This window comes from Arthrobacter sp. BK1, from assembly GCF_056680055.1.
This window is the reverse complement of sequence record NZ_CM155263.1, coordinates 460830-484177: the sequence shown is the minus strand read 5'-3', so window position 1 is coordinate 484177 and position 23348 is coordinate 460830. Positions and strand designations below refer to the sequence as shown.

General features: G+C 67.0%; 19 protein-coding genes. 13 read left to right on the top strand and 6 right to left on the bottom strand.

The window, feature by feature from the left end; all coding sequences use genetic code 11:
* Positions 1 to 7 precede the first annotated feature (7 nt).
* Both cydD and AC1MCA_RS02165 read left to right on the top strand, forming a co-directional pair.
* The gene (gene cydD, locus AC1MCA_RS02170) at positions 8 to 3511 is read left to right on the top strand and encodes a thiol reductant ABC exporter subunit CydD (protein ID WP_479800892.1); all 3504 of its coding nucleotides are present in this window, start codon (positions 8 to 10) and stop codon (positions 3509 to 3511) included.
* Positions 3512 to 3561: 50 nt separating this feature from the next.
* Positions 3562 to 4554 (top strand): GNAT family N-acetyltransferase, encoded by a 993-nt coding sequence (locus tag AC1MCA_RS02165; RefSeq protein WP_479800891.1) that lies wholly within the window; start codon positions 3562 to 3564, stop codon positions 4552 to 4554.
* 15 nt (positions 4555 to 4569) lie between these two features.
* On the opposite strand, the gene AC1MCA_RS02160 is transcribed toward AC1MCA_RS02165, so the two are convergent.
* Positions 4570 to 5088, bottom strand: coding sequence for a DinB family protein (locus tag AC1MCA_RS02160; RefSeq protein WP_479800890.1), 519 nt, complete (start codon positions 5086 to 5088; stop codon positions 4570 to 4572).
* 9 nt (positions 5089 to 5097) lie between these two features.
* On the bottom strand, positions 5098 to 7611 hold the full coding sequence (locus AC1MCA_RS02155; RefSeq protein ID WP_479800889.1) for a DNA gyrase/topoisomerase IV subunit A: 2514 nt from the start codon (positions 7609 to 7611) through the stop codon (positions 5098 to 5100).
* Positions 7612 to 7700: 89 nt separating this feature from the next.
* Here AC1MCA_RS02155 and AC1MCA_RS02150 point away from each other — a divergent pair, with 89 nt between their 5' ends.
* The 4 genes from AC1MCA_RS02150 (at position 7701) to AC1MCA_RS02135 (ending at position 13162) form a co-directional block, all read left to right on the top strand.
* The gene (locus AC1MCA_RS02150; RefSeq protein ID WP_479800888.1) at positions 7701 to 10385 is read left to right on the top strand and encodes a bifunctional acetate--CoA ligase family protein/GNAT family N-acetyltransferase; all 2685 of its coding nucleotides are present in this window, start codon (positions 7701 to 7703) and stop codon (positions 10383 to 10385) included.
* 42 nt (positions 10386 to 10427) lie between these two features.
* Positions 10428 to 11174, top strand: a complete 747-nt coding sequence (locus AC1MCA_RS02145) for a DUF5998 family protein (RefSeq protein WP_108600677.1) — start codon at positions 10428 to 10430, stop codon at positions 11172 to 11174.
* Positions 11175 to 11280: 106 nt separating this feature from the next.
* A complete protein-coding gene (locus AC1MCA_RS02140; RefSeq protein WP_479803251.1) occupies positions 11281 to 12450 on the top strand; it encodes an alkaline phosphatase family protein in 1170 nt (389 codons plus the stop codon).
* Positions 12443 to 13162 (top strand): thymidine kinase, encoded by a 720-nt coding sequence (locus tag AC1MCA_RS02135; RefSeq protein WP_108600675.1) that lies wholly within the window; start codon positions 12443 to 12445, stop codon positions 13160 to 13162. The genes AC1MCA_RS02140 and AC1MCA_RS02135 overlap by 8 nt, the downstream gene beginning before the upstream one ends.
* Before the next feature lie 4 nt (positions 13163 to 13166).
* Here AC1MCA_RS02135 and sepH read toward each other — a convergent pair whose 3' ends face one another.
* Entirely contained in the window at positions 13167 to 14576 is a 1410-nt protein-coding gene (gene sepH / locus AC1MCA_RS02130; protein WP_479800887.1) for a septation protein SepH, read from the bottom strand.
* A 286-nt stretch (positions 14577 to 14862) separates the two neighbouring features.
* Here sepH and AC1MCA_RS02125 point away from each other — a divergent pair, with 286 nt between their 5' ends.
* Entirely contained in the window at positions 14863 to 15162 is a 300-nt protein-coding gene (locus AC1MCA_RS02125) for a DUF4193 domain-containing protein (protein ID WP_479800886.1), read from the top strand.
* 8 nt (positions 15163 to 15170) lie between these two features.
* Here the strand turns inward: AC1MCA_RS02125 and AC1MCA_RS02120 are convergent, their stop codons facing one another.
* The gene (locus AC1MCA_RS02120) at positions 15171 to 15659 is read right to left on the bottom strand and encodes a DUF3093 domain-containing protein (protein ID WP_479800884.1); all 489 of its coding nucleotides are present in this window, start codon (positions 15657 to 15659) and stop codon (positions 15171 to 15173) included.
* A gap of 172 nt (positions 15660 to 15831) precedes the next feature.
* Here AC1MCA_RS02120 and dut point away from each other — a divergent pair, with 172 nt between their 5' ends.
* From dut to AC1MCA_RS02100, 4 genes are all read left to right on the top strand, one after another.
* Positions 15832 to 16317 carry a dUTP diphosphatase gene (gene dut / locus AC1MCA_RS02115; RefSeq protein ID WP_108597264.1) on the top strand — a complete coding sequence of 162 codons (486 nt, stop codon included), beginning with the start codon at positions 15832 to 15834 and terminating at the stop codon, positions 16315 to 16317.
* A gap of 134 nt (positions 16318 to 16451) precedes the next feature.
* Positions 16452 to 17192 carry a DUF3710 domain-containing protein gene (locus tag AC1MCA_RS02110; RefSeq protein ID WP_479800882.1) on the top strand — a complete coding sequence of 247 codons (741 nt, stop codon included), beginning with the start codon at positions 16452 to 16454 and terminating at the stop codon, positions 17190 to 17192.
* A 40-nt stretch (positions 17193 to 17232) separates the two neighbouring features.
* On the top strand, positions 17233 to 17547 hold the full coding sequence (locus AC1MCA_RS02105) for a hypothetical protein (protein WP_479800880.1): 315 nt from the start codon (positions 17233 to 17235) through the stop codon (positions 17545 to 17547).
* A complete protein-coding gene (locus tag AC1MCA_RS02100; RefSeq protein ID WP_479800879.1) occupies positions 17544 to 18356 on the top strand; it encodes a DUF3159 domain-containing protein in 813 nt (270 codons plus the stop codon). Before AC1MCA_RS02105 ends, AC1MCA_RS02100 begins: the two co-directional genes overlap by 4 nt.
* Here AC1MCA_RS02100 and AC1MCA_RS02095 read toward each other — a convergent pair.
* Both AC1MCA_RS02095 and AC1MCA_RS02090 read right to left on the bottom strand, forming a co-directional pair.
* Positions 18323 to 19069 (bottom strand): potassium channel family protein, encoded by a 747-nt coding sequence (locus AC1MCA_RS02095; protein WP_108597258.1) that lies wholly within the window; start codon positions 19067 to 19069, stop codon positions 18323 to 18325. The two genes, AC1MCA_RS02100 and AC1MCA_RS02095, sit on opposite strands and share 34 nt — an antisense overlap.
* The gene (locus AC1MCA_RS02090; protein WP_479800876.1) at positions 19069 to 19740 is read right to left on the bottom strand and encodes a potassium channel family protein; all 672 of its coding nucleotides are present in this window, start codon (positions 19738 to 19740) and stop codon (positions 19069 to 19071) included. The genes AC1MCA_RS02095 and AC1MCA_RS02090 overlap by 1 nt, the downstream gene beginning before the upstream one ends.
* A gap of 118 nt (positions 19741 to 19858) precedes the next feature.
* Here AC1MCA_RS02090 and AC1MCA_RS02085 point away from each other — a divergent pair, with 118 nt between their 5' ends.
* Positions 19859 to 21835 carry an APC family permease gene (locus AC1MCA_RS02085; RefSeq protein WP_479800874.1) on the top strand — a complete coding sequence of 659 codons (1977 nt, stop codon included), beginning with the start codon at positions 19859 to 19861 and terminating at the stop codon, positions 21833 to 21835.
* Positions 21832 to 23211, top strand: coding sequence for a class I SAM-dependent RNA methyltransferase (locus tag AC1MCA_RS02080; protein WP_479800873.1), 1380 nt, complete (start codon positions 21832 to 21834; stop codon positions 23209 to 23211). Before AC1MCA_RS02085 ends, AC1MCA_RS02080 begins: the two co-directional genes overlap by 4 nt.
* Positions 23212 to 23348 lie beyond the last annotated feature (137 nt).

Here is a 23348-nt window from a genome sequence, read left to right as displayed (position 1 = left end):
CCGGCCCGTGCGTCCAGACTTCCCTGCCGGACCCGCCACCCGTTCCGCCGTCTACTGGCTCGGCCTGCTCGCAGCGCTCAAGGCGCTGTCCCTGATCCTCATGGGCCAGGCCGTGGCGGCGATGCTCGCCGGCCTCGTTACCGGGGACCAGTCCTGGCCGGACCAGCTCCCCTGGGGACTGGGAGGGGTGGTCCTGAGGTCGGCCACCGTCTGGGCCCAAGGCATAGCCGCGCGCCGTGCGGCCCTTGGCATCAAAGAGGAACTCCGGTCCGAACTGCTGGAGCGCGCCCTCCGGAACGGCGCGCGCAGCGCCGGACCGGCCGACGGCGGACTGGCAGTTCTGGCGACGCGTGGCCTGGATGCCCTGGACAGCTACTACACCCAGTTCCTTCCGGCGCTGGTGAACTGCGCCGCGATCCCGCTCCTGCTTGGGGCACGTATCCTGTTCGCTGACTGGATCAGCGCCGTCGTGGTGGTCCTGACGGTTCCGCTGGTCCCGCTGTTCATGGTGCTGATCGGACGGTACACGGAGGACCACGTACGGGAAGCGCAGGCCACGCTGACCAGGCTGTCTGCCCACATGCTGGAACTGGCAAAAGGCCTGCCTGTCCTTGTAGGGCTTGGCCGGGCCACGGCCCAGCGTCAGGCCCTGGAGGAAATTTCGGAGGAGTACCGCACAAAGACCATGGGAACGCTGCGGACCGCGTTCCTGTCTGCCCTGGCCCTGGAACTCATCGCCACGATCTCCGTAGCAGTGGTGGCCGTCTTCATCGGCGTCCGCCTGGTGCACGGCGATATGCCGCTGGAGGCCGGCCTCCTGGCGCTGATCCTCGCCCCGGACTGCTACCTCCCGCTCCGGGAACTGGGTACCGCCCATCACGCCAGTGATGATGGCCGGGTGGCCCTCGCTGAGACCAGGGCGGTCACCGGCGCGCCGGAGCCGCGCCCCATGGCCGGCAGCCCTGCCGCCGGGGGAGTTACCGTCACGGACCTCACCGTGACCTATGCAGGAAGGTCCGCTGCCGCCGTCGGGCCCCTGACCTTCTCGGCTCCCCGGGGGTTGATCACCGCCCTGGACGGCCCCAGCGGGGCAGGCAAAAGCACGGTCCTTGGTGTGCTGGCAGGGACCATCGGTGACGGCGCCGGAACCACCGTGTCCGGGCGCATGTCGGGTTTGGACCGCGCAGACGTGGCGTGGGTTCCGCAGCACCCGGTCATGGTGGCGGACTCCGTGCTGGCGGAAGTCCTGCTGTACCTCAACGGCGGAACCCGTGATGGCGCGGCAGATGGAGCAGGAGGAGAGCTGGAGGCCAGGGAATGCCTCGCGGCTGCTGCTGCCGGGCACCTCGCGGACAAGCACCCTGCGGAACTGAGCCCCGGCGAGCTCCGCCGGGTGGCACTGGCCCGCGGTCTGGCCCGGATCACGGCCGGCGCCACCGTTCTGCTGCTGGACGAGCCCACCGCCCACCTCGACCATGCCTCCGCGGCGCTGGTGCAGCAGTCCGTCCTGGCGCTCCGGGGACGGGTCACCATCATCCTGGTTGCCCACGACCAGCAGACCCGCAGCATCGCTGACCACCTGGTTGCCGTGTCAGCCCGCGGAATCACGGCGCCCTCGAACGTAGCGGAGCCTGCCGCCGGCAGCACGCCGGAACAGCTGTCCCCGGAAGCCGCCACGGGATGTGCGACGGCCACGGGGATCCCACCTGCAGGGGGAGGACAGCCTGCCCGGTCCACCACCCGGCTCCTGTCCGGACTCCTGGCACCCGTGGCAGGCCGCTTTACCGGTGCCGCGGTGGTAGGGACCTTCGCTGCCCTTTTCGCGGTGGCCCTGTCCGGGCTGTCCGGTTGGCTGATCATCCGCGCGAGCGAACAGCCGCCCATCCTGTACCTCCTCACCGCCATCGTAGGGGTGCGCTTCTTCGGGATCGGGCGGGCTGTCCTCCGCTACTGCGAGCGGCTCCTGCTTCACGATGCAGTCTTTGGCGCCCTCACCCGCCTGCGCGGCAGGCTGTGGGAATCCTTAAGCCGGAAGGCACTGTCACTCCGGCGCCTCCTTCAGGGCGGCAACGTCCTGGGCACCGTCATTGACGACGTCGACACCGTCCGCGACCTGCTGCCGAGGGTGGTGCTGCCGCCTGTCACGGCGCTCGCCGTTGCCGGTTCGTCCCTGCTGGCCACGGCCCTGGTGGCACCGGTTGCGCTGGCCGCCGTTGCTGCGGCGTCGGCCCTGAGCCTGCTGGTGGCGCCCGCGGCAGCACTGTGGGGTGACCGCCGGTCGGCCACCGCGGAGCAGCGCCTGCGGGCCGGCGTCCTGCGCCGGACGTCCGCGGCCCTCGATGCCCGCGCAGAACTGCATGCGAACGGCGTGGCCATTACCGTACTGGATGCCCTGCGCGCCGAGGACCGTGAGGCCACCCGGGCTTCGCAGCGCTCCGCGTGGGCCGAGGGCCTCGGCCAGGCCATCACGGTGGCCGCCTGCGGCACGGCCGCGCTGGGAGCGGCGGCGCTGATGGCACCGGAGGTTATGGCCGGCGGCCTGGTACCCGCCACAGCCGCGGTGATCGTTCTCCTGCAGCTTGCGCTCGTGGAACCGTACGCTGCCATGACGACGGCGGTCCGCCAGTACCCTGCCCTTCGTGCAGTCATGCGGCGCGTTGCGGAGTCCGGAGTCCTTGATGGCACTGCGGAGGCCGCTGAGGGGGACGGGCTGTACAACGTCCCGCCCCGCACCGGCGGCGCCGCCGGTGTGGAGCTGTCCAACCTCGCGGCTGCCTGGCCCGGTGGCGGGACAGTGTTCTCCGGAGTATCCGCCAGTGCCGGGCCAGGCCGCTGGCTCGCGGTGACTGGCCCGTCCGGCGCGGGTAAGTCCACACTCCTCTCGGTACTCCTGGGGTTCCTCCCGGCATCGGCCGGCAGGGCCGCGGTGACCGGGACCGCAGCCTGGTGCCCCCAGGAGGCGCACCTGTTCGATTCGACCCTGCGTGGCAACCTGATGCTGGGCGTTCCCGCCCCTGCCGTTTCCGCCCCCGGCCTTTCCGCTCCTGCCGCTCCAGCCCCCGGGGATCAGGCCGAAACCGGGCCCGCGGACTCCCCGGACCACGGCACAGTCGCCTCCGCGGTCCGTGACGCCGAGCTTGCGGCGGCATTGGCCGCCGTCGGACTCACTGCCCTGGTATCGCGCCTCCCGGCGGGACTGGACACCCGGATTGGCCCGGGCGGGTCTTTCCTCAGCGGCGGTGAGCGGCAGAGGCTCGCCGTGGCGCGGACACTCCTGACAGGAGCCGACGTGATCCTGCTTGATGAGCCCACAGCGCATCTGGACGCGGAAGCCGGACGGGACATGCTGGCCGACCTCCGCGCCGGACTCAAGGACCGCACTGTGGTCATGGTGACCCACAACCCGGCCGACGTCCACCCGGAGGACACGCTTCTGGACCTGTCCGTGGCGTCACGGCCAGGCGGCACGGACCATGCGCGGCTGCCCCATCCGGAGGAGAGCCTCCGCTGAGCCTGATATGCCTGGGCCTGATCTCTGGCCTGGTGTAATAGCCTGATGCCATGATCCAGCAGCCACGAGTGGACTTTCCGCAGCTTCTATGGCGACCGGCCGCGGCGTCCGACGTCACGGCGTGGGCCGCGCTGGTCGCACGGACGGCCGCTGCGGAACACCCCGTCTGGCATGAACGCGAGGCAGACCTCCAGCAGCACGCGGAGTCCCGGAAAAATCCACTGGCCACCCACGCCGTGCTGGGGCTGGACGGCGACGGCGTCATCCGGGCCTACGGCAGGATCTCCAAGAACCCGGACGGCGACAAGGCGCACGGGTTCGGCTGCGTTGACCCGGCGTGGCAGCGGCGCGGGGCGGGAGCGGCCGTTCTCGGCTGGCTGGAGGAGAGCACCCGGCAGCGCTTCGCTGACGACGCGGCCGGCGCCGCTGCTCCGATGGTGCCCCGCCTCCGGATCGGCACCGAGCAGCAGCACGCGCACCAGGCAAGGCTGCTGAAATCAGCCGGCTACTCGGTGGTCCGCTACTTCAATGAGATGCACCGGTCCCTGGACCAGCCGTTGCCCTCCAAGGTCCTGGGTGGCGGGCTGGTGCTGGACGTATTGACGGCTGAAAGGCACGAACAGGTCCGCCTCGCGCACAATGAGACCTTCCGCGACCATTGGGGCAGCGAGCCGCGGGATGAGGATTCCTGGTCCTTCACCGTCAACCACCCGCACGCACGGCCGGACCTGAGCACGGTGGTAGTCGACGCCGCCAGCGGGATGGTGGCCGGATACCAGCTGGCTTCCCATGATCCTGATCTTGCCGCCCGGCGCGGATTCCGGGAGGGCTACACCGAACTGCTCGGAGTGCGGCGGGAATACCGCGGACGGGGGATTGCGCAGGCGCTCCTGTCCGATGCCATGCACCGGTTTACCGCGGCAGGAATGGATGTGGCTTCACTGGACGTCGACTCGGAAAATCCCACCGGCGCGCTGGCTCTTTACACCGGAATGGGGTACCGGGCGGTCAACACCAGCATGGCCTGGGACAAGACGCTTTAGCCAGCCACCCGCGCCCTAGCCATCCACGTCGTGGAGGTGGTGCACCACGTCATGCAGGAAGTACTGCGCAAGCGTCAGGACCGTGAACTCTGAGCCGTTGCTGCGCAGCCCCTTCCGACCCCAGTCGGACTCCCTGACCCCTGCGAATGACTCGGCGATCTGTTCACCTTCCGCGGTCAGTTCGGCACTGACGACTGCGGGATCGGCGTTGGCGTAATCCATGTCGACGGCGGTGCGGTCCTGGTCCCAGTTCTCAAACCGTGCGTCGTCGGATTCGAGCATAAGGTTCAGCCGCTGGTCGAAGAGCGCAAAGACGTCGCGGACGTGGCAGGCGTACTCCAGCGGCGACCACGTGGTGTCGTTGGGGCGTTCGGCCACCTCGGGGCGCCGCAGGACTGCCCGCCACCGCGGCAGCATGTTCCCAATCGTCGCCGGGGCGGTGGCAGGTGTGGCCGAGGGGAGGTCGAAGGAACACTCAGGGCAAGGCCGGGTCAGGACCCAGGTCCAGTCCTTTTCATCAGGAATGATAGGCATGGCAGCAGTCTAAGCGGGATCGGGCCATGCCATGGCAGGGCCCACCACTTCCACGGCCTGGGACAGTGGAATCCCCGAGCCGTCACGCCGGCCATGCTCCTGCGGCAGCGACCTGGCGACGCCTGCCAGCGAGGACGCCTTCGCCGGTCCGTGCCCTGCCCAGGCGAGCAGCAGCATGTCCTCGCCCTTAAGGAACCTGTGCGCGCGCACACCGGCCGTGGCTCGGCCCTTGGCAGGATATTCGGCGAAGGCCGTCACCTTTGCCGCACCCGGAGCCGTGCCCGGCAGGGCGCCGTCAGTACCTGAGATGGTGACAACGACGGCGTCGTCGTCGGTGGCGGTGACGGCACCGAAGAAGATCACGGAATCGCCCGCGGCGAGCTTGATGCCCGCCATGCCACCCGCCGTCCTGCCCTGCGGACGGACGTTGGCCGCGCTGAACCGGAGCAGTTGCGCCTCGCGGGTGAGGAACACCAGCTCGGTGTCGTCCTGCCCGGCCGGGGCCACCCCCACCACCAGGTCCTTGTCCTTGAGCGCAATGACTTCCCAGTCCTCGCGGTTCAGCGGGTACTCCGGCTGGACGCGCTTGACGATGCCCTGCACCGTACCGATGGCCAGGATCTCATCCAGCGGAGCGAAGGCCACCAGCGATTCCCCCTTCAGCAGGGTGATGAAATCCTTGGCCTGCACACCGCCGGCCAGGTTGGGCAGGCCGGACATCGGCGGGAGCACCGGCATGTCCATGACCTGCAGCCGCAGCATCCGCCCCTGGGAGGTCACGGCGGCGATTTCCCCGCGGGCCGACGTCTTCACCACTGAGCGGAAGACATCGTGCCTGGAGCGGGGGCCGGACTCGGCCAACGGCTCCTGGTTGGACGTGCGCGCGATCTGGCCCGAAGCCGTGAGGATTGCCCAGCAGGGATCGTCCGCGATTTCCAAAGCCAGGGGTGCGGCCTTGCCGCCTTTCGCGCCTGGCGCGGCGGCGAGGGCAGCAGCGACAGTGGGGGAGACCGCTTCCGATTCGAGCAGGACGGTCCGCCGCGGCGTGCCGTACTTTTCGGCGATTTCGCCCAGTTCGGTGGACACCAGTCCGCGCAGCCGCTCCTCCGAGCCGAGGATGGCTTCGAGCTCCGCGATCTCGCGGCGCAGCTCGTCCTGTTCCTTCTCCAGCTCGATCCGGGAGTACTTGGTCAGCTGACGCAGCCGCAGTTCAAGGATGTAGTTGGCCTGGATCTCGGAGAGATCGTAGATGGACATCAGCCGGGTCCGGGCGGCCGCAGCCTCGTCCGAGGACCGGATGATCTGGATGACCTCGTCGATGTCCACAATCGCGATCAGGAGGCCCTCCACGAGGTGCAGGCGGTCCTTCTTCTTGAGAAGCCTGAACGCGGTCCGCCGGCGCACCACATCGATGCGGTGGCCCACATAGACAGACAGCAAAGCCACGAGCCCCAGCGTCTGGGGCTGGCCATCGACCAGGGTGACGTTGTTGATGCCGAAGGAATCCTCCATCGGCGAGTAGCGGTACAGCTGCTGGAGCACGGCGTTGGGGTTGAACCCGTTTTTCAGCTCGATGACCAGGCGCAGTCCATGCTGGCGGTCGGTCAGGTCAACGATGTCGCTGATGCCCGTCAGCTTCTTTCCGTTGACGGCGTCCTTGATCTTCTCGATCACCTTTTCCGGGCCCACCATGTACGGCAGTTCGGTGACCACCAGGCCGGTGCGGCGGGCCGAAAGCTGCTCGATCTCCACCTTGGCGCGGGTCTTGAAGGAACCGCGTCCCGTGGCGTAAGCGTCACGGATGCCGTCCAGGCCCACAATCCGCCCGCCGGTGGGAAGGTCGGGGCCCGGAACAAACCGCATCAGGTCATCCAGGCTGGCATCCGGATGGGCAATGAGGTGGCGGGCGGCTGCAATGACTTCCACCAGGTTGTGCGGGGCCATGTTGGTGGCCATGCCGACGGCGATGCCGGTAGCGCCGTTGACCAGCAGGTTGGGGAACGCGGCCGGGAGGACATCGGGCTGGGTGAGCTGGTTGTCGTAATTGGGGACGAAATCAACCACGTCTTCATCGAGGTGGTCAGTGAGCGTCAGCGCCGCCGCCGCAAGGCGCGCCTCCGTGTACCGGGGCGCCGCCGGGCCGTCGTCGAGCGAGCCGAAGTTTCCGTGACCATCAATCAAGGGCAGACGCAGCGAGAAGTCCTGGGCCATACGCACCATGGCGTCATAGATTGCAGTATCGCCGTGGGGGTGGAGCTTGCCCATAACCTCGCCCACCACGCGTGCGCTCTTGACGTGGCCGCGGTCCGGGCGCAGGCCCATTTCGCTCATCATGTACAGGATCCGGCGCTGGACCGGCTTCAGGCCGTCGCGGGCATCAGGCAAGGCCCGGGAGTAGATCACCGAATACGCGTACTCGAGGAAGGAGCCTTCCATTTCGGACGTGACGTCGATATCAACGATGTTCTCGACGAAATCCTGGCTGGCATCCCCGGCGGGGGTAGGGCTTTGGCGGCGTGCCATAGGGCGGGAGGATCCTTCTGGGGTACTGGTTTTCGATCTGGTCTTCAGGCAACGGGTCGGCGGCGGAAGTTTGTGGTTAGGCTAAGCCTATGGTGGATCAGCCCGGGGACGGCGTATATCCGGAACATTGGGAAGCCGATGTCGTTCTCCGGGACGGTGCAACAGCCCACTTGCGGCCCATCCTTCCCAGTGATGCGGACGCGGTCCAGGCCTTCCACGCAGGGCAGTCGCAGAACTCAATTTACATGCGCTTCTTCGCCTTCAAGGCCCGCCTGTCCGGCAAGGAGCTCAAACGCTTCACCGAGGTGGACTACAAGGACCGGGTGGCGTTGGTCATCACTTTCCGCGGCGAGATCCTCGGGATCGGCCGCTACGACAGGCTGGATGATCCCGCCGAAGCCGAGGTCGCCTTCAATATCGCGGACGCCCACCAGGGCCGGGGCCTCGGCTCCATCCTCCTCGAACACCTGGCCACCGCGGCCCATGAAAACGGCATCCGCCGCTTCAGCGCCGAAGTCCTGCCGGAAAACCGCAAGATGCTCATGGTCTTCGCTGACGCGGGCTACGATGTCAAACGCCACTTCGACGACGGCGTCGTGAGCCTCGAGTTCAACATCGACCCCACCGAAAAGTCCCGGGCCGTCATGGAGTCACGGGAGCACCGCGCGGAGGCGAGAAGCGTCCGGGACCTGCTGGCGCCGTCGTCCGTTGCAGTCATCGGTGCCAGCCGCAGATGGGGAACCGTGGGTTACCAGCTGCTTGAGCACATCATCGAAGGGGGCTTTTCCGGACCGGTCTACGCCATCAACCCCGAGGCGTTTGAGCTGGCCGGGATGATCTCCTTCGCCAGGCTCCAGGACGTGCCGGACCAGGTGGGGCTGGCCATTATCGCGGTCCCTTACGAGGAAGTGGCCACTGTGGTGGACCAGTGCGCCGCGGCCGGAGTCAAGGGAGTGGTGATCGCCACTGCAGGCTTCGAGGACGACGGCGCCCGCGGCCTTGCGCGCCAACGCGACCTGGTCCGCAAAGCCCGGGCCAGCGGCATGCGGGTCATCGGGCCGGCCTCGCTGGGAATCGTGAACACCCACCCCGACGTGATGCTCAATGCCTCCATGGCGCCCACCATGCCGCGGCGCGGCGGCCTGGGCCTGTTCAGCCAGTCGGCTGCCATCGGCGTTTCCCTCTACGCCGCCTCAAGCCGGCGCCGGCTGGGCCTGTCCACCCTGTTGTCGGCCGGTAACCGGGCGGACGTCTCCGGCAACGACATGATGCAGTTCTGGGAGGACGACGCCGGCACCACCGCCGTGGGCCTGTATCTGGAGTCGATTGGGAACCCGCGCAAATTCTCCCGGATCGCGAGGCGGCTGGCACGCACCAAACCGGTGGTGGTGGCCAAATCGGAGACCATGGGGCTGCGCCTGCCGCCCGGCCATGCTGTCCGGACCACCCAGGCCCCGGCCGGAGCGCTGGATGCCATGATGCGCCAGTCCGGTGTCATCAGGGTGGAGACCATCGAACAGCTGATGGACATCGCGCAGGTTCTGGCAGGCCAGCCGCTGCCCGCGGGACCAGGACTGGCCATCTTCAGCAATTCTCTGGCACTGGGCAAAGTCGTCGCGGACAGCGCCGCGGCGCATGGCCTGGAAGTGGATGGCATCGTCACCGATGTGGACCTCGACGCCGGCATGTCACTGGCACTGCCTGCACTCAGGCGCAGCCTCCAGGAGACCCTCGCCTCCGGCAAGGTGCACTCCGTGGTGGCGGCCCTGCTGCCGGCCCGGGGGTTGACGGTGGACCACATCGCCGAGGTCCTGGCCGAATGCTCCGCCGCTGCCGGAAAGCCGGTGGTGGCCGCGTTCACCGGCATCCTCGATCCGTCGGTCTATGTGGAGGGCATGATGGGAGCCGACGGCCGGGCAGTTCCCTGCTTCTCCAATCCCGGTGCAGCGGTGGCAGCGCTCGCCGCCACCGTGCGCTACGCCGAGTGGGTGGCACGGGATCCGGGCCATTTTGTCGAGCCGGAAGGCTGCAACCCCGAAAATGCGCGGGTGCTGCTGGAGCAACTGCTCCACGAGGTTCAGGGCGAACAGCTGAAGGCGCTGGACCCAAAGTCCGCGTCCGCCCTGCTGGCGCATTACGGCATCCGGGTGCTGCCGTCCGCAAGGTTCGAAACGGAGGACGAAGCTGTTGAAGCCGCAGGCCGGCTGGGCTACCCGGTGGTCCTGAAAACCACTGACCCGGCACTCCGCCACCGCCTCGATTTGGGCGGGGTGCGCCTGGACATCGAGGATGCGGAATCGCTCCGCCGGAACATCGCCCAGATGCGGCGCTCGCTGGCTCCCTATGGTTCCCGGGCTTTGGAGGTCCAGTCCATGGCGCCGGTGGGCCAGGCCTGTACGTTCCGTGCCATCGAGGATCCGCTGCTGGGACCGGTGATCTCCTTCGGGCTGGCAGGCGATGCCGTCAACCTGCTCGACGACTGGGCGCACCGTGTGCCGCCGCTGTCCGCCGTTGACGTCAAGGACTTCATCCGCGCACCCAGGGCGGCACGCAAACTCTTCGGCTATCAGGGACTTCCCGCCGTGGATGTTGATGCCTTGGAAGACCTGGCGGGAAGGCTTGCATGGATGAAGGACAACCATCCGGAGATAGCCCTGGTGGAATTCAATCCCGTCCTGTGCGGCCCTCATGGCGTGACCATCCTTGCGGCGGACATCCGGATCGGCAACGCAGCGCAGCGCACCGACAGCGCCCGCCGGGCCATGCTCGGCTGACGGCGGTTAGCAAGTCCCCGGCCGATCTGTGAAAATGGGGGAATGAGCTCACAGCCTCCCCAGTCAACGCCTTCCACGCCCGGCAGTGACAACCTGGCAACCCGCCCGCACAGCTCACACAGCCACACGCCGCAGGGGCAGACCCTCGACGGCGCGCTCCAGAAGGCCGGCTTCTACCCGCTTCTGGTGGCCGACGTCGTCGACGACGCCCTGGACGGCCGCGAATGCGTGGCCCACCTCGTGCACCTGGAAACCCACTTTGACCGGGCAGAGGTCCGCCGGCACATCACCGTGCTGGTACTGACCTCGGACATGCTGGTCATCACCCATGTGGACGACCAGCAGCTTGATGAAGCCGGCGAACAAACCGTCGCCCAGATCTCCACCGAATCCGTCCCGGTGGCCCAGATCCGGTCCGTGGTGCTCAGCTACATGTACTCCCAGCCGCAGGACTACAAACCCTCCGATCCTGTCCGGGAGGTCACCCTCGCCATTGCATGGTCCGGCGGCCAGAGACTGGACATGGGCCCCGCGAGCTGCGGGGATCCGCAGTGCGAGGCCGATCACGGCTACAGCGGAACCATCGCCCAGGAAGACATCGTCCTGCGCATCAGCGCCGAAGCCGACGGCCTGCAGGCGGTACAGGACGCCAAGCTCTTCGCCCGTGCCCTCCGGGCCGTGAACACCGGGTCCACGGCCCCGGTGTCCCACAACGGCCAAACCCTCCAGCCCCGTCCCAGGACGGGCGTTTTCGGGAACCGGCTGAGCCGCGGGCACCAGCAGCGCTGAGATGCCGGACCACGGAAAAACGACCCTCTCTGCCGCAGCGCCGGCGTCCACCGCAGGAACCGCCGGCTCAGGAATTCCCGCCGCCGGGACCGCTGTCCCGGCAAACATGCCACCCGCGCCTGCCTTTGGCCGGCGTTCCGTCGCGGAGGTCCTGACCAGCGCGGCGGCCAGCCTGGGCGCTGAGGGTTTCACCAACACCCTGGGTCTCCCGCCGGCGTCGCGCGTCTGCGTGGTCCTCGCCGACGGCCTGGGCCGGAACCTGCTGAAACAGAAGTCCGCCCACACACCCTTCCTGCGGTCCAGGATGCAGGCAGGCCAAGGGGAGATTCCGGTGTGGCTGGACTCCACGTTCCCCTCAACCACCGCTTCCGCCCTCTCCAGCTTCGGCACCGGCGTCCCGCCGGGCCAGCACGGACTGGTGGGTTATGACGTCCTGGACCCCGCACAGGACAAAGTGGTCAACATGCTGGGCAACTGGGATGCCGGCGTGGACCCCGTCGCCTGGCAGCCCTTTCCCACGGTTTTTGAACGGGCGGCGCAGAGCCTTGACGTGATCACCGTCAGCCTGCCGCAGTTCGGCGACTCGCCCATGACAAGGGCGGCCCTCCGGGGCGGACGCTTCGTCTCCGCCACCACATCCCATGCCCGCACCGCGGCCGCCGCAGAAGCCATGGCCACCGCCGGGCCGTCCCTGATGTACTTCTACGTCAACGAACTGGACAAAGCCGGCCACCGGTACGGCTGCCAGTCCGAGCAGTGGGAACACCAGCTGGAGGAGCTCGATGCCACCGTCAAGCGACTCAACTCCTCCCTGCCCGCGGGCACCACGGTGCTGCTGACCGCGGACCACGGCATGCTCGACGTGCCCGAACAGCAGCGCATCGACTACTCCGCGGACCCTTCGCTCATCGACGGGGTCCGGCACACAGCAGGGGAGCCGCGGATGGTACATCTCTATCTTGAACCGGGGGCCGGCACCGCGGGCCGGCGACGCCTGCTCGAATCCTGGCGTGCCCGCTTCGGTGACAGGATCTGGGCCTTTACCCGTGAGGAAGCGATTGCTGCCGGGCTCTTCGGGACTGTACGCCCCGCCGTCGAACCGCGGATCGGCGACATCATGATTGCCGCCCGCGACGCCCTGGCCCTCTACGACACCCGCCGGGTAAGGCCCGCCGCCATGGAGGTTGTCGGTCAGCACGGCTCCCTGACCAAGGCGGAACGCGAAGTCCCGCTGCTGTGCTTTCCGGCCGAAGGCAGGAGATCTGCCCGTGGCTGAGCTGCTGTTTTTCTCCGGCACCATGGACTGCGGCAAATCCACCCTTGCCCTGCAGATGGACTACAACCACCGGGCCCGCGGGCGGGGCGGTGTCCGGTTCAGCCGCAACGACCGCGCCGGCGGGTCAAGGATTTCCAGCCGGCTGGGTCTGGAGACCGATGCTGTGGAGGTCCTGGACACCACAGACTTCTGGGACGAAGTAGTCAACCGGCGCACCAAAGGCAAGCGTGTTGACTACCTGATCTGCGACGAGGCCCAGTTCTACTCTCCCGCCCAGGTGGAGCAGCTGGCGCGGGTGGTGGACGAGATGGACGTGGACGTTTTTGCCTTCGGCATTACGGCTGATTTCCGCGCCAGGCTGTTTCCAGGTTCCCAGCGTCTGATCGAGCTTGCCGACCGGGTGCAGGTACTCCAGGTCGAGGCGCTGTGCTGGTGCGGGCGCCGGGCCACCCAGAATGCCCGTACGGTGGACGGTGTGATGGTCATGGAAGGCGCCCAGGTGGTGGTTGGCGACGTGGAAATGGGCACTGACCATGCGTCCGCTGGCAGCGATGGCCGAGCGCCGGTAGTGGGCTACGAGACGCTCTGCCGCCGGCACTACATGCGTCGGGTCACCGCGCACGGTGCCAACATCATGGCCCGGCAGGATCCGCTGCTGCCCTTTGAGGTGGATGCGTGCCTGTGGCGCGGATCCGGCGAAACCTCAGCCTGAGAAGTCAGTCTCTCCGGGTTCCAAAGACAATCTCATCCCAGCTGGGGACGGTGGACCGCTTCGGTTTTGCCGGCTGCCGTTCGGGCAGGTCGGCGTCGTCCCCGCGCGGATCACGTTCCCCGGGACCCTGCGGATCCACGGCCCTGCGGGGCATTCCGCCGCCCAGGAGCTCATCCAGGCCAACGCTGGGCGTCGGATGGCGGGGCCCGGCCGGCGGCTCAGGTGTTGACTCCCTGGGCGGCTCCGACGGCGATACAGGTCCTGCGGAACGCTGCGGGGACGCCACAATGGTGATTTCCCTGGTGTCTGTACTGACGCCGTCGTGCAGTTTCAGCACGTCATCTTCAGAGTCACGGTGCGGCGGGATCAGGCTCAGCCGGGACATCATTGACGGCCGGCCTTCCCGCTTGCGGGTCAGCGGATCCACAGGGGCGGCAGGTGCTGCAGTGCCCGGATCGTCGGAGTCTGCGGGGGCAGCTTCCTGATCCTCCTGCGGGCCATTGTCCCGTGAGGCGTTGTCCCGTGAGCCGGTTTCCAGCTCCGCGACCTCCGACGGGCGCGGATGCGCGGCAGGCACGCCGTGGGTCAGGAGAAGGGCCAGGGCGTCGTCCGCGTCCTCGTCCACGCCCAGTCGCTGGCCGCGGCGTGAGCGGAGCATGTCCAGGAGCCCGTCCGATTCCTTGGCCGGGGGGAGGGCCTGCGGGCCGGTTGAGTTGCGGGCGGCCGCTTCTGCGTCAGTTTCAAAGTCAAAAGGCCGGTCGGAGACGGCAGTCAGCCGGCGGGCCGGGACAGGACCGTCCATGGGCTCCAGCTCGCTGAGCTGCTGCGCCCAGCGGTTGGCGTTCTGCAGCGATCTGCGGGCCGGGCTGAAGGTCCACAGCGCGGGCGGCTCCTCGCCGATCCCGGCGGTGCGGCCCTGGTTGGCTTCAAAGCGGGCTGCCACGGTCCAGTTGCCGTCCTGGCGCCGCCATGAATCCCACTCCACGGTGGACGGTTCAACACCGTACGCCGAGAGCCGGTGGTAAACCATTTCCTGAAGGGACGCCGGATTGTCACCAAAGACGGAACGGTAGGTGTCATGGCCAGGGGAGGGGGCAGCAACTTCGATCTTCCGGGCCTGTTGGGCCACGTACTCCCGCTCGGCAAGCACCGGTCCCTCGTAGCGTTCCACTTTGGCGAGCGGCAGACCGGAAAGATCCGCCACCTCCGCTGCAGTGGCGCCGCTGCGGATCCGCGCCTGGATGTCCCGGGGGGACATCGCAATGGGCGCGGCCTTGGCCGCTGGTTTCGCCGAAGACCGGCTGGCCGACCGCAGTGCTTCATCGATCGGCAGCTGGAACATCTCGCCGCCGGCGCCGCTCAACAGGAGATGCTCCCCGTCGTCGTGTACGCCTACAAGCCGTAGATCCTGCATACAAATCCTCCACCCTGGCATTACTATCAATCGAAACTCTGCCACCGACGGCGGCTCTTTTGCCTTAGGAGCGAGGGCGCGCCGTGATATTCCGGGACTTTCCCGCGTTATGGAGGCCGCGCCTGTTGGTTTCTTCCGCAGCGGCGGCAACCCCGTCTCCACCAGGTATGGATTTTGCCGGGTGCTTGCGGAAAGATGTGCCGCACACAGGGCATAAACACCTGATGTCCCGTGTCAGCCCGGGTGATGTCTGCACAGGAGCGAAAGGGAACGGAGACAGACCGAGATGGCCACCGACTACGATGCGCCGCGGAAGTCCGAAGAAGATCTCAACGAGGATTCGCTGGAGGAACTGAAAACCCGGCGATCGGACAAACCGACGGCAGCAGTTGAGGAGGACGAAGGCGACCTCGCCGCGGGCTATGAGCTGCCAGGAGCAGATCTGTCCGGGGAGGAACTCCTGGTGCAGGTTGTGCCGCTGCTGCCCGACGAGTTCACATGCTCCTCCTGCTTCCTGGTCAGGCACCGTTCACAGATCGCCAGGGAAAAGGACGGCCACTTCTACTGCCGGGAGTGCGAAGGCTGAGCCGCTGCCTACTTTGCCGAAAGGGCGGTTACCAGTTCGTCCGGCCGGCGGGACGAGGCCAGCCAGTAAGGGGTGCGGTCCGCGGGGTCCGTGATGTCAATCCGCACCACCGGATCGATCCAGCCCCGGATGCACAGGTAAGCGAGTCCGTTGAGCTTCGTCCCCCGTTGCGCGGTGGCTTCCTTGCCGCGGAAGGCTTCAACGCCGCCAATGTAGCGGCGTTCGATGGTGGCGCGGCCTACAGTCAGCGACTCATCGGTGACCAGGATGGTGGGCGTGGAAGTCAGCAGCATGGCGGCGATGATGGTGAACAGCACGCCCGCGGCGATGTAGCCTGCAGCCATACTGATCGGTGCGAAGACCAGGATGCCTGCGCCGGAGATCCCCGCAGCGATGATCCAGATCCAGATGTTCGGCCACAGCCTCTCCCGGAAGACCGCCGGGGTGCCGGCTGGGGAGGCGCTGGGGACAGGTGCGGTGGAACTGGGTTCGGGCATGCCAACAGCTTTACACCTTTGCCTGGCTATTTCATCTTGGGTTCATCCGGGCGGCCCGGTGATTCTAGGTGGGAACTGCGGCTGGGCGTTAGAGTGTGTGACTGTGACTGACGAACTTGCCACTGTTGAATCTGCTGTCGAACCGGCTTCGGCCAGCACCGCGCCCGGCGCGGTGAAGGATGCTGCCGTATCGTACGGGGCCCCGACACTCCAGGTGCAGCTGAAAATGCTCGACGACGGCCTGGAGTTTCCGTCCTACGCCCACCCTGGTGACGCGGGTGCTGACCTGCGTGCACGCGAAGACGTGGTGTTGCAGCCGGGGGAGCGCAAGCTGGTGCCCACCGGGGTAGCCATTGCCCTGCCGGACGGCTTCGTCGCCCTGATCCACCCCCGCTCGGGCCTGGCCACGAAGCATGGACTGACGATCGTTAATGCCCCCGGGACGGTGGATGCCGGCTATCGCGGCGAAATTTCCGTGACCTTGCTCAATACCGATGCGCGGGACGCCATCGAACTGCGGCGCGGCGATAGAATTGCACAGATGGTGATCCAGCGGGTGGAGTACGCGCAGTTTGTCCCCGTCAACGATCTCAGCGGGTCCGTGCGGGGAGCGGGCGGATTCGGCTCAACCGGCGGCTTCACCTCACCAGTAGCCTGATCCCCCGCCTGTTTCGCCGGCCCGGAGCGGCTGCCCGTGGCGGCACAAAGAATTTCGGCGCCGCCAGGAACTTTTTACAGCCGCCAGGCACTTGAACAGCCGCCAGGCACTTTACAACTAAGGAGACAAACCACATGGTTTTTGGGCTCGGCAGGAAATCCAAGAAGGACCAGGCAGCCGAACCGGATGAGGCCCCGGCCTCAGTGGAATCATCCGATTCCGCTGACAAGGCTTCGGAGGACACCGCGCGCCGGGCAACAGGACCGTTTGATGTTTCTGAAATCTCCACCCGCGACGGCTATGTCGACCTCGGTGCCCTGCTGATCGCCCCGAGCGAGGGGCTCCAGCTCCGGCTCGAAGTTGAGGAAGCCACCCAGCGTGTGGTGGCTGTGACCATGGACCTGAACGGGTCCAGCCTGCAGCTGCAGGCCTTTGCTGCCCCGAAGAGCGAAGGCCTCTGGGACGAAATCCGTGAGCAGATCGGCCAGTCCGTGGGAAGCCAGGGCGGGCAGGTTGAACAAATCCAAGGCGAATTCGGGTCCGAACTGATTGCCAAGCTGCCCGCCGGCGCCGCTGACGGCAGCCAGGGTTACCGGGTGGCGCGCTTTATCGGCGTCGACGGCCCGCGGTGGTTCCTGCGCGGAGTCCTGGGCGGCGAAGCAGCCATGGACCGTGCGGCAGCGGCTCCCCTGGAGGCACTGTTCCGCCGGATCGTGGTCATCAGGGGGGACAGCCCCATGCCCCCGCGTGATCTCCTGCAGCTCCGCCTGCCAAAGGACGCGAGCCCCACCCCGCCGCCTCCCGCCCCGGAAGAGCCTGCTGCCCCGGAACTCCGGAAACCCGAGCGCGGTCCGGAAGTCACGCAGATTGGCTGATTCCCGCCAGGATCCGGCAAGTCCGTCAGACAATGCCGGGGTGCCTGTCAGCCGCCTTCCGGAGCGCGGACGGGTGGTGTGCCACGGGCACATCGAATCAATCACCTACATGCCGGCGGACCAGAACGCCGCGTTTACGGCCATCGTCTCCGATCCGGACGTTGCCCGGTCCGGCGTGAAGCCACCGCCCGGCAGCCGGGGCCGTCTGCGGGTGGTCTGGCTGGGGCGGCGCAAGGTGCCCGGCATAGAAGCCGGGACGGAAGTCCGCATTGAGGGAATGCTTGTCCTCAGCCAGGGGCTGCCCACCATCTTCAATCCACGCTACGAAATACTTTCCCGCCAGGAGCACGAATGACCCCGTCCCAGCCCGATCAGTCCTCCGGCGCGGACCAGCCGCATGCAGCGGGGCAGGCCCGCCCGGGACAATCCGGCCCGGGACAGACGGGCACGGGACCGGCCGGCACGGAGCCTGCCTCCATGGCAGGCCTCGCGGAGGGCTACGCAGCCCAGGCTGGCCTGCACCGCACCCACGACGGCCGGATCGATGTCCTCAAGACTGCCGGGGGATGGCAGGGCATCGCCGAGAGCATTGTGCCCGGACTGGTCTTCCTGGTCACGTTCACCCTGACGCGGGATCTGACGCCGGCGCTGGTGGCGGCCCTCGCATCGGCGGCTGCCTTCACGGTGGTCCGCCTCATCCAGCGCCGCCCGCTGACCCAGGCCCTGGCGGGAGTGGTGGGCGTGGGCATCTCGGCCTGGCTGGCGAACACGACGGGCAAGGCAGAGGACTTCTATCTGCCCGGCTTCATCACCAACGCCGCCTACATCGTGGCCATGACCATCTCGATCGCCATCAAATGGCCCGTTGCGGGACTCCTGTTCGGCTTCATCCGCAATGAGGGCATGGACTGGCGCAAGGAACCCGTCCGACTCAAGGCGTACCGCCTGGGCACGTGGATCATCGTCGGTGTGCTGGTGCTTCGCCTGGTGGTCCAGGTTCCGCTGTACCTGATGGGAGCAGACGGCCTCGCGGCCCTTGCCACCACCCGGCTCATCATGGGTACCCCGCTGTACATCCTTGGTGTCTGGATCGCATGGCTGATCACGCGGCCGGTTCCGGCCGCCGATGATCAGCCTTCGAAGCCGTCGTCCTCCGGAGCCTGAGCCCCGGCTACCGGAACACTCTCCTGCGGTTGGGCGTCCCCGGTCGGTTCAGCTGACTCCGGGGACAGCAGCGCACGCAACTCGTCCTCGGCAGCGATCGTGGTGACGAAGAACAGTTCGTCCCCGCCGTCGATCACGTCGTCGCGGCTGGGAGTGATGGGCGCGTGGTCCCGCAGGATCGCCACCAGCGTGGAGTCCTCGGGCCAACGGATATCACCTACGGTCAGGCCAATGACATGGGAATCGTGCGGGACGGTGAACTCCACCAGGGAGGACACACCGGTCTGCAGCGTCAGCAACCGGACGAGGTCGCCGATCTCTACGGCTTCCTCCACCAGCGCGGTCATCAGCTGGGGGGTGTTGACCGCCACATCGACGCCCCAGGAGTCGTTGAACATCCAGTCGTTCTTGGGATTGTTGACCCGGCCCACCGTGCGTCCCACGCCGAACTCGGTCTTGGCCAGGAGCGAGACCACCAGGTTCACCTTGTCGTCGCCCGTGGCAGAAACCACGACGTCGGCCTCCTCCACCTTCGCACCCTGCAGGGTGCTGAGTTCGCAGGCGTCACCGACCAGCCAGTGCGCGCCGCGCAGGCCACTGCGTCCGATGACCTCGGGCTTGAGGTCGATCAGCAGGATTTCGTGTTTGTGAGCCAGCAATTCCCTGGCGATCGAAGACCCGACGCTCCCCGCGCCGACTATGACAACCTTCACTACAACTCCTTGGCAGGTGCTTTGGCCAGGATCTGTGCGACCTGGGAACTGCGCTCCACGGGCAGCATGGCATGGACAGTATCGCCGTCCTGGTATGTGGTGGCGGTCTCGGGAAGCATGCCCTCACCAAACCGGGTGAGGTATGCCACCCGGATGTCCGCGGCTTTTTCGATCTCGCTGACGCGGTGGCCGATCCACCCGGCGTCCAGATCCACTTCGGCGAGCACCAGCCGCCCGGACGGCTCGCGGAAGTCGCCGGCCAGGTGCTGCTCGGGAAGGATGCGGCGCAATACCTGGTCAGCACTCCAGCGGACGGCGGCCACAGTGGGGATGCCGAGCCGCTGGTAGATTTCCGCCCGGCCCGGATCGTAGATCCTCGCCACGACGTGCGGGACGTGGAAAGTCTCGCGGGCCACCCGCGTGGCAAGGATGTTGGAGTTATCGCCGCTCGACACGGCAGCGAAGGCGTAGGCTTCAGCCACCCCGGCCTGCTGGAGGGTGTCCCGGTCAAAACCCACGCCGGTGACCTTGCGCCCGGTGAAGCCCTGCCGAAGGCGGCGGAACGCACGGTCATCCTGGTCAATGATGGCCACGGAATGACCGGCATCCTCCAGCGTATGCGCCAGAGTCGCTCCCACCCGGCCACATCCCATGATCACGAAATGCGCCACCGTATCTCCTCAACTTCCATAGCCCGTTGCTGCTGCTAGAACTCTACCGGCACGGCCAGGGTTGCAGCCGCGCGGAGGCCGTCATGACATAGGCCGGGAATCAGACTAGCTTTGTGGAGTGCTGACAATACTGAATGCCGTAAAACGGGTGCTGGTGGGCAGGCCCTTCAGGAATGACAGGCTCGCCCACACACTGCTTCCCAAGCGGATCGCGCTTCCCGTTTTCGCCTCAGACGCACTGTCCTCAGTTGCCTACGCGCCTGACGAAATTTTGCTCACGCTGGCCCTTGCCGGTGTCAGCGCCGTGGCTTTTTCGCCGTGGGTGGGCCTGGCCGTCATGGTGGTGCTGCTGACAGTGGTGGCATCCTACCGGCAGAACGTACACGCCTATCCGTCGGGCGGGGGCGACTACGAAATCGCCAACGAGAACCTGGGCAAGTATGCCGGCCTGACCGTGGCATCGGCGCTTCTGGTGGACTACGTCCTCACAGTGGCCGTCTCGATGTCCTCGGCGGCCGCGTACCTCACCACGGCAGTGCCGTCCCTGCACGGGCAACAGGCCCTGATCGCCACCATCGGCGTCGTGATCCTGGCACTGGTCAACCTCCGGGGCGTCAAGGAAGCCGGCACGCTGTTCGCCGTCCCCACCTACATCTTTATGGCCTCGATCCTCGGCATGACCGCAACAGGGATTTTCCAGGCAGCCACCGGCCAGCTGGGCCAGGCGCCGTCCGCGGACTTCACGATCGTGCCGGCTCCCGGATTCGACGAAGGCCTGGTGGGCCTGGCGGGAGCATTCCTGCTGCTGCGGGCCTTTTCCTCCGGCGCTGCTGCCCTGACCGGGGTCGAGGCGATCAGCAACGGCGTGCCGAACTTCAAGACGCCCAAGAGCAAAAACGCGGCCACCACCCTGCTGCTGCTCGGTGTCATCGGTGCAACCATGCTGGCGGGCATCATCTACCTCGCCAACGCCACCCGGGTCCACATTGTGCTGGACCCGGCCACGGAGTTCCTCGTCGATGGCCTGCCGCTGCCCGAGGGATACATCCAGAGCCCGGCCATCAGCCAGATCGCGCAGACCATCTTCGGCCCCGGGTCCATCCTGTTCTACCTCGTCGTCGCCGCCACAGGCGTTATCCTGGTGTTCGCGGCGAATACCGCGTTCAACGGCTTTCCCGTCCTGGGATCCATCCTCGCCCAGGACGGCTACCTGCCGCGCCAGCTGCGCACCAGGGGTGACCGGCTGGCCTTCAGCAACGGCGTCCTGGCCCTCGCTGCCGGCGCGCTGGTTCTGATCCTCTCGTTCAACGCCGACGTCACCAAACTGATCCAGCTCTACATCGTGGGCGTCTTCATCTCCTTCACGCTCAGCCAGCTGGGCATGATCAGGCACTGGGGGAAGGAGCTGAAGCTGGCCAAGGACAAGGCCGTCCGGCGACGGATGATCAAGTCCCGGACCATCAACAGCATCGGCTTCGGCATGACCGCCCTGGTGCTGGTCATCGTCCTGATCACCAAGTTCGAACAGGGTGCCTGGATCGCCCTGCTGGCCATGGTGGTGCTGTTCCTGATCATGTGGAGTATCCGCATGCACTACGACAACGTGGCCAAGGAACTGGCCGTTGACGAGGACTCCTCCCCGCGCGCCCTGCCGTCCAGGGTCCACGCAGTCCTTCTCGTCTCGCACGTGCGCAAACCGGTGCTCCGCGCCCTTGCCTATGCACGGGCGTCGCGGCCGTCCCGGCTGGACGCCATTACGGTGGACATAGACGCCGAGGAAACCTCCCAGACGGTGGCCGACTGGGAGAAGCTTGAAATCCCGGTGCCGCTGACGGTGCTCGCGAGTCCCTACCGTGAGACCGTCACGCCCATCATGGAATATGTGAAGAACATGCGCCGCGATTCCCCGCGCGACCTGGTGGTGGTCTACATCCCCGAGTACGTGGTGGGTAAGTGGTGGGAGCAGCTGGTCCACAACCAGACGGCGCTGCGCATCAAGACCCGGCTCCACTTTGAACCTGGCGTGATGGTGGCCAGTGTCCCGTGGCAGCTGAAATCATCCGAAGAAGCAAAGAACCTGCAGGATATTAGATGACCCCCGAAACACAGACCCCGTCCGCAACTGCCACGGCAGCCCTTCCTGAGCTGGTGCTCGACGTCGGCCCGGTGGCCCACGGCGGCCACTGCGTGGCGCGCCATGATGGCCGGGTGATCTTTGTCCGCCACGGCATTCCAGGGGAGAAGGTCCGGGTCCGCTTGACGGACGCGGGGGACTCAGCCAAGTTCTGGCGGGCAGATGTTGTGGAGGTGCTGGAGGCATCACCGGACAGGACCGCGCACTTTTGGCATGTTGCGGACTCCGGCCGGGCGTGGAGCCACGGCCACCCGCCGGTGGGCGGGGCCGAGTTCGGCCATATCTCCCTGGCCCGCCAGCGGGCACTGAAATCGGCTGTACTCGCCGAGCAGCTTCAGCGGCTCGGCGGCGTCGAACTTTCCCCCGAAGTGGAAGCCGTGGGTGCGTCCCAGGAAGGGGGGACCGCGTACGACGCCGGTACTGGCCTCGCGTGGCGGACCCGGGCAAGCTTCTCGGTCACCACGGGAGGAAAACTGGGCATGCACGCGCATCGTTCAGACCAGATCATCCCGGTCCGGGAAATGCCCCTGGCGGTGGATGGCATCAACAGGCTGCGGTTATGGGACATCGATCTCCAGGGCATCGCACGGGTGGAGGTGGCGGCGCCGTCGAACGGTTCGCGCCCGCTGGTGCTGCTCGCTCCGGCGCCGGGAACGAAACCCAAGCGGCTCAGTGCCATTGCCTCACAACTCCCCGACGACGTCTCCGTCGCCACCTTCGAACCGCTCACCGGGGAGGTGGGGCAGCTGCGTGGCCGCACCTGGGTCCAGGAGAGTGCCGCGGGCCACGACTACCGTGTCAGTGGCGCCGGATTCTGGCAGATCCACCGCGACGCGCCCGGGACACTTGTGGGGGCAGTCACACAATTCCTCCACGGCGGCGGCTTCCTGGAGCCCGGCTCGGTAGTGGCGGACCTCTACTCCGGCGCTGGGCTGTTCACCGCCGTGCTGGCGGATGCGGTGGGGGAGACGGGCTCGGTGCTGTCGGTGGAAGGGGCCCCGGGAGCCAGCCGCGACGCGCGCAAGAACCTCCACGGAGCGCCGCAGGTGGAGATCGTCCAGGGCCGGGTGGAGCGCATACTCCGCCAGAACCCGCGGAACTTTGATGCCCTGGTCCTTGATCCCCCACGGGCAGGCGCGGGCAAGGCAGTGGTCAACCAGTTGGTCACCGCGGGTCCGCGGGCGATCGCCTATGTCTCCTGTGATCCGGCATCCTTCGCCAGGGACGTGGGGTACTTCCAGCAGGAGGGCTGGTCGCTGGCCGGGCTGCGGGCCTTTGATCTGTATCCGCACACCCATCACCTGGAGACGGTCGCCTTGCTGACTCCGGGCCGCTGACACGGGAACTATTTCGACTACTATGGGCGGAGTAATCCCACGTCGCGCCCCGTATTTCGCGGCCGACCTCCTGCAACTTTCTTGGGCCGGCACTAATAAGGCCTGCCTAACTAGCAAGCGGTCTACCGCGCGACAAA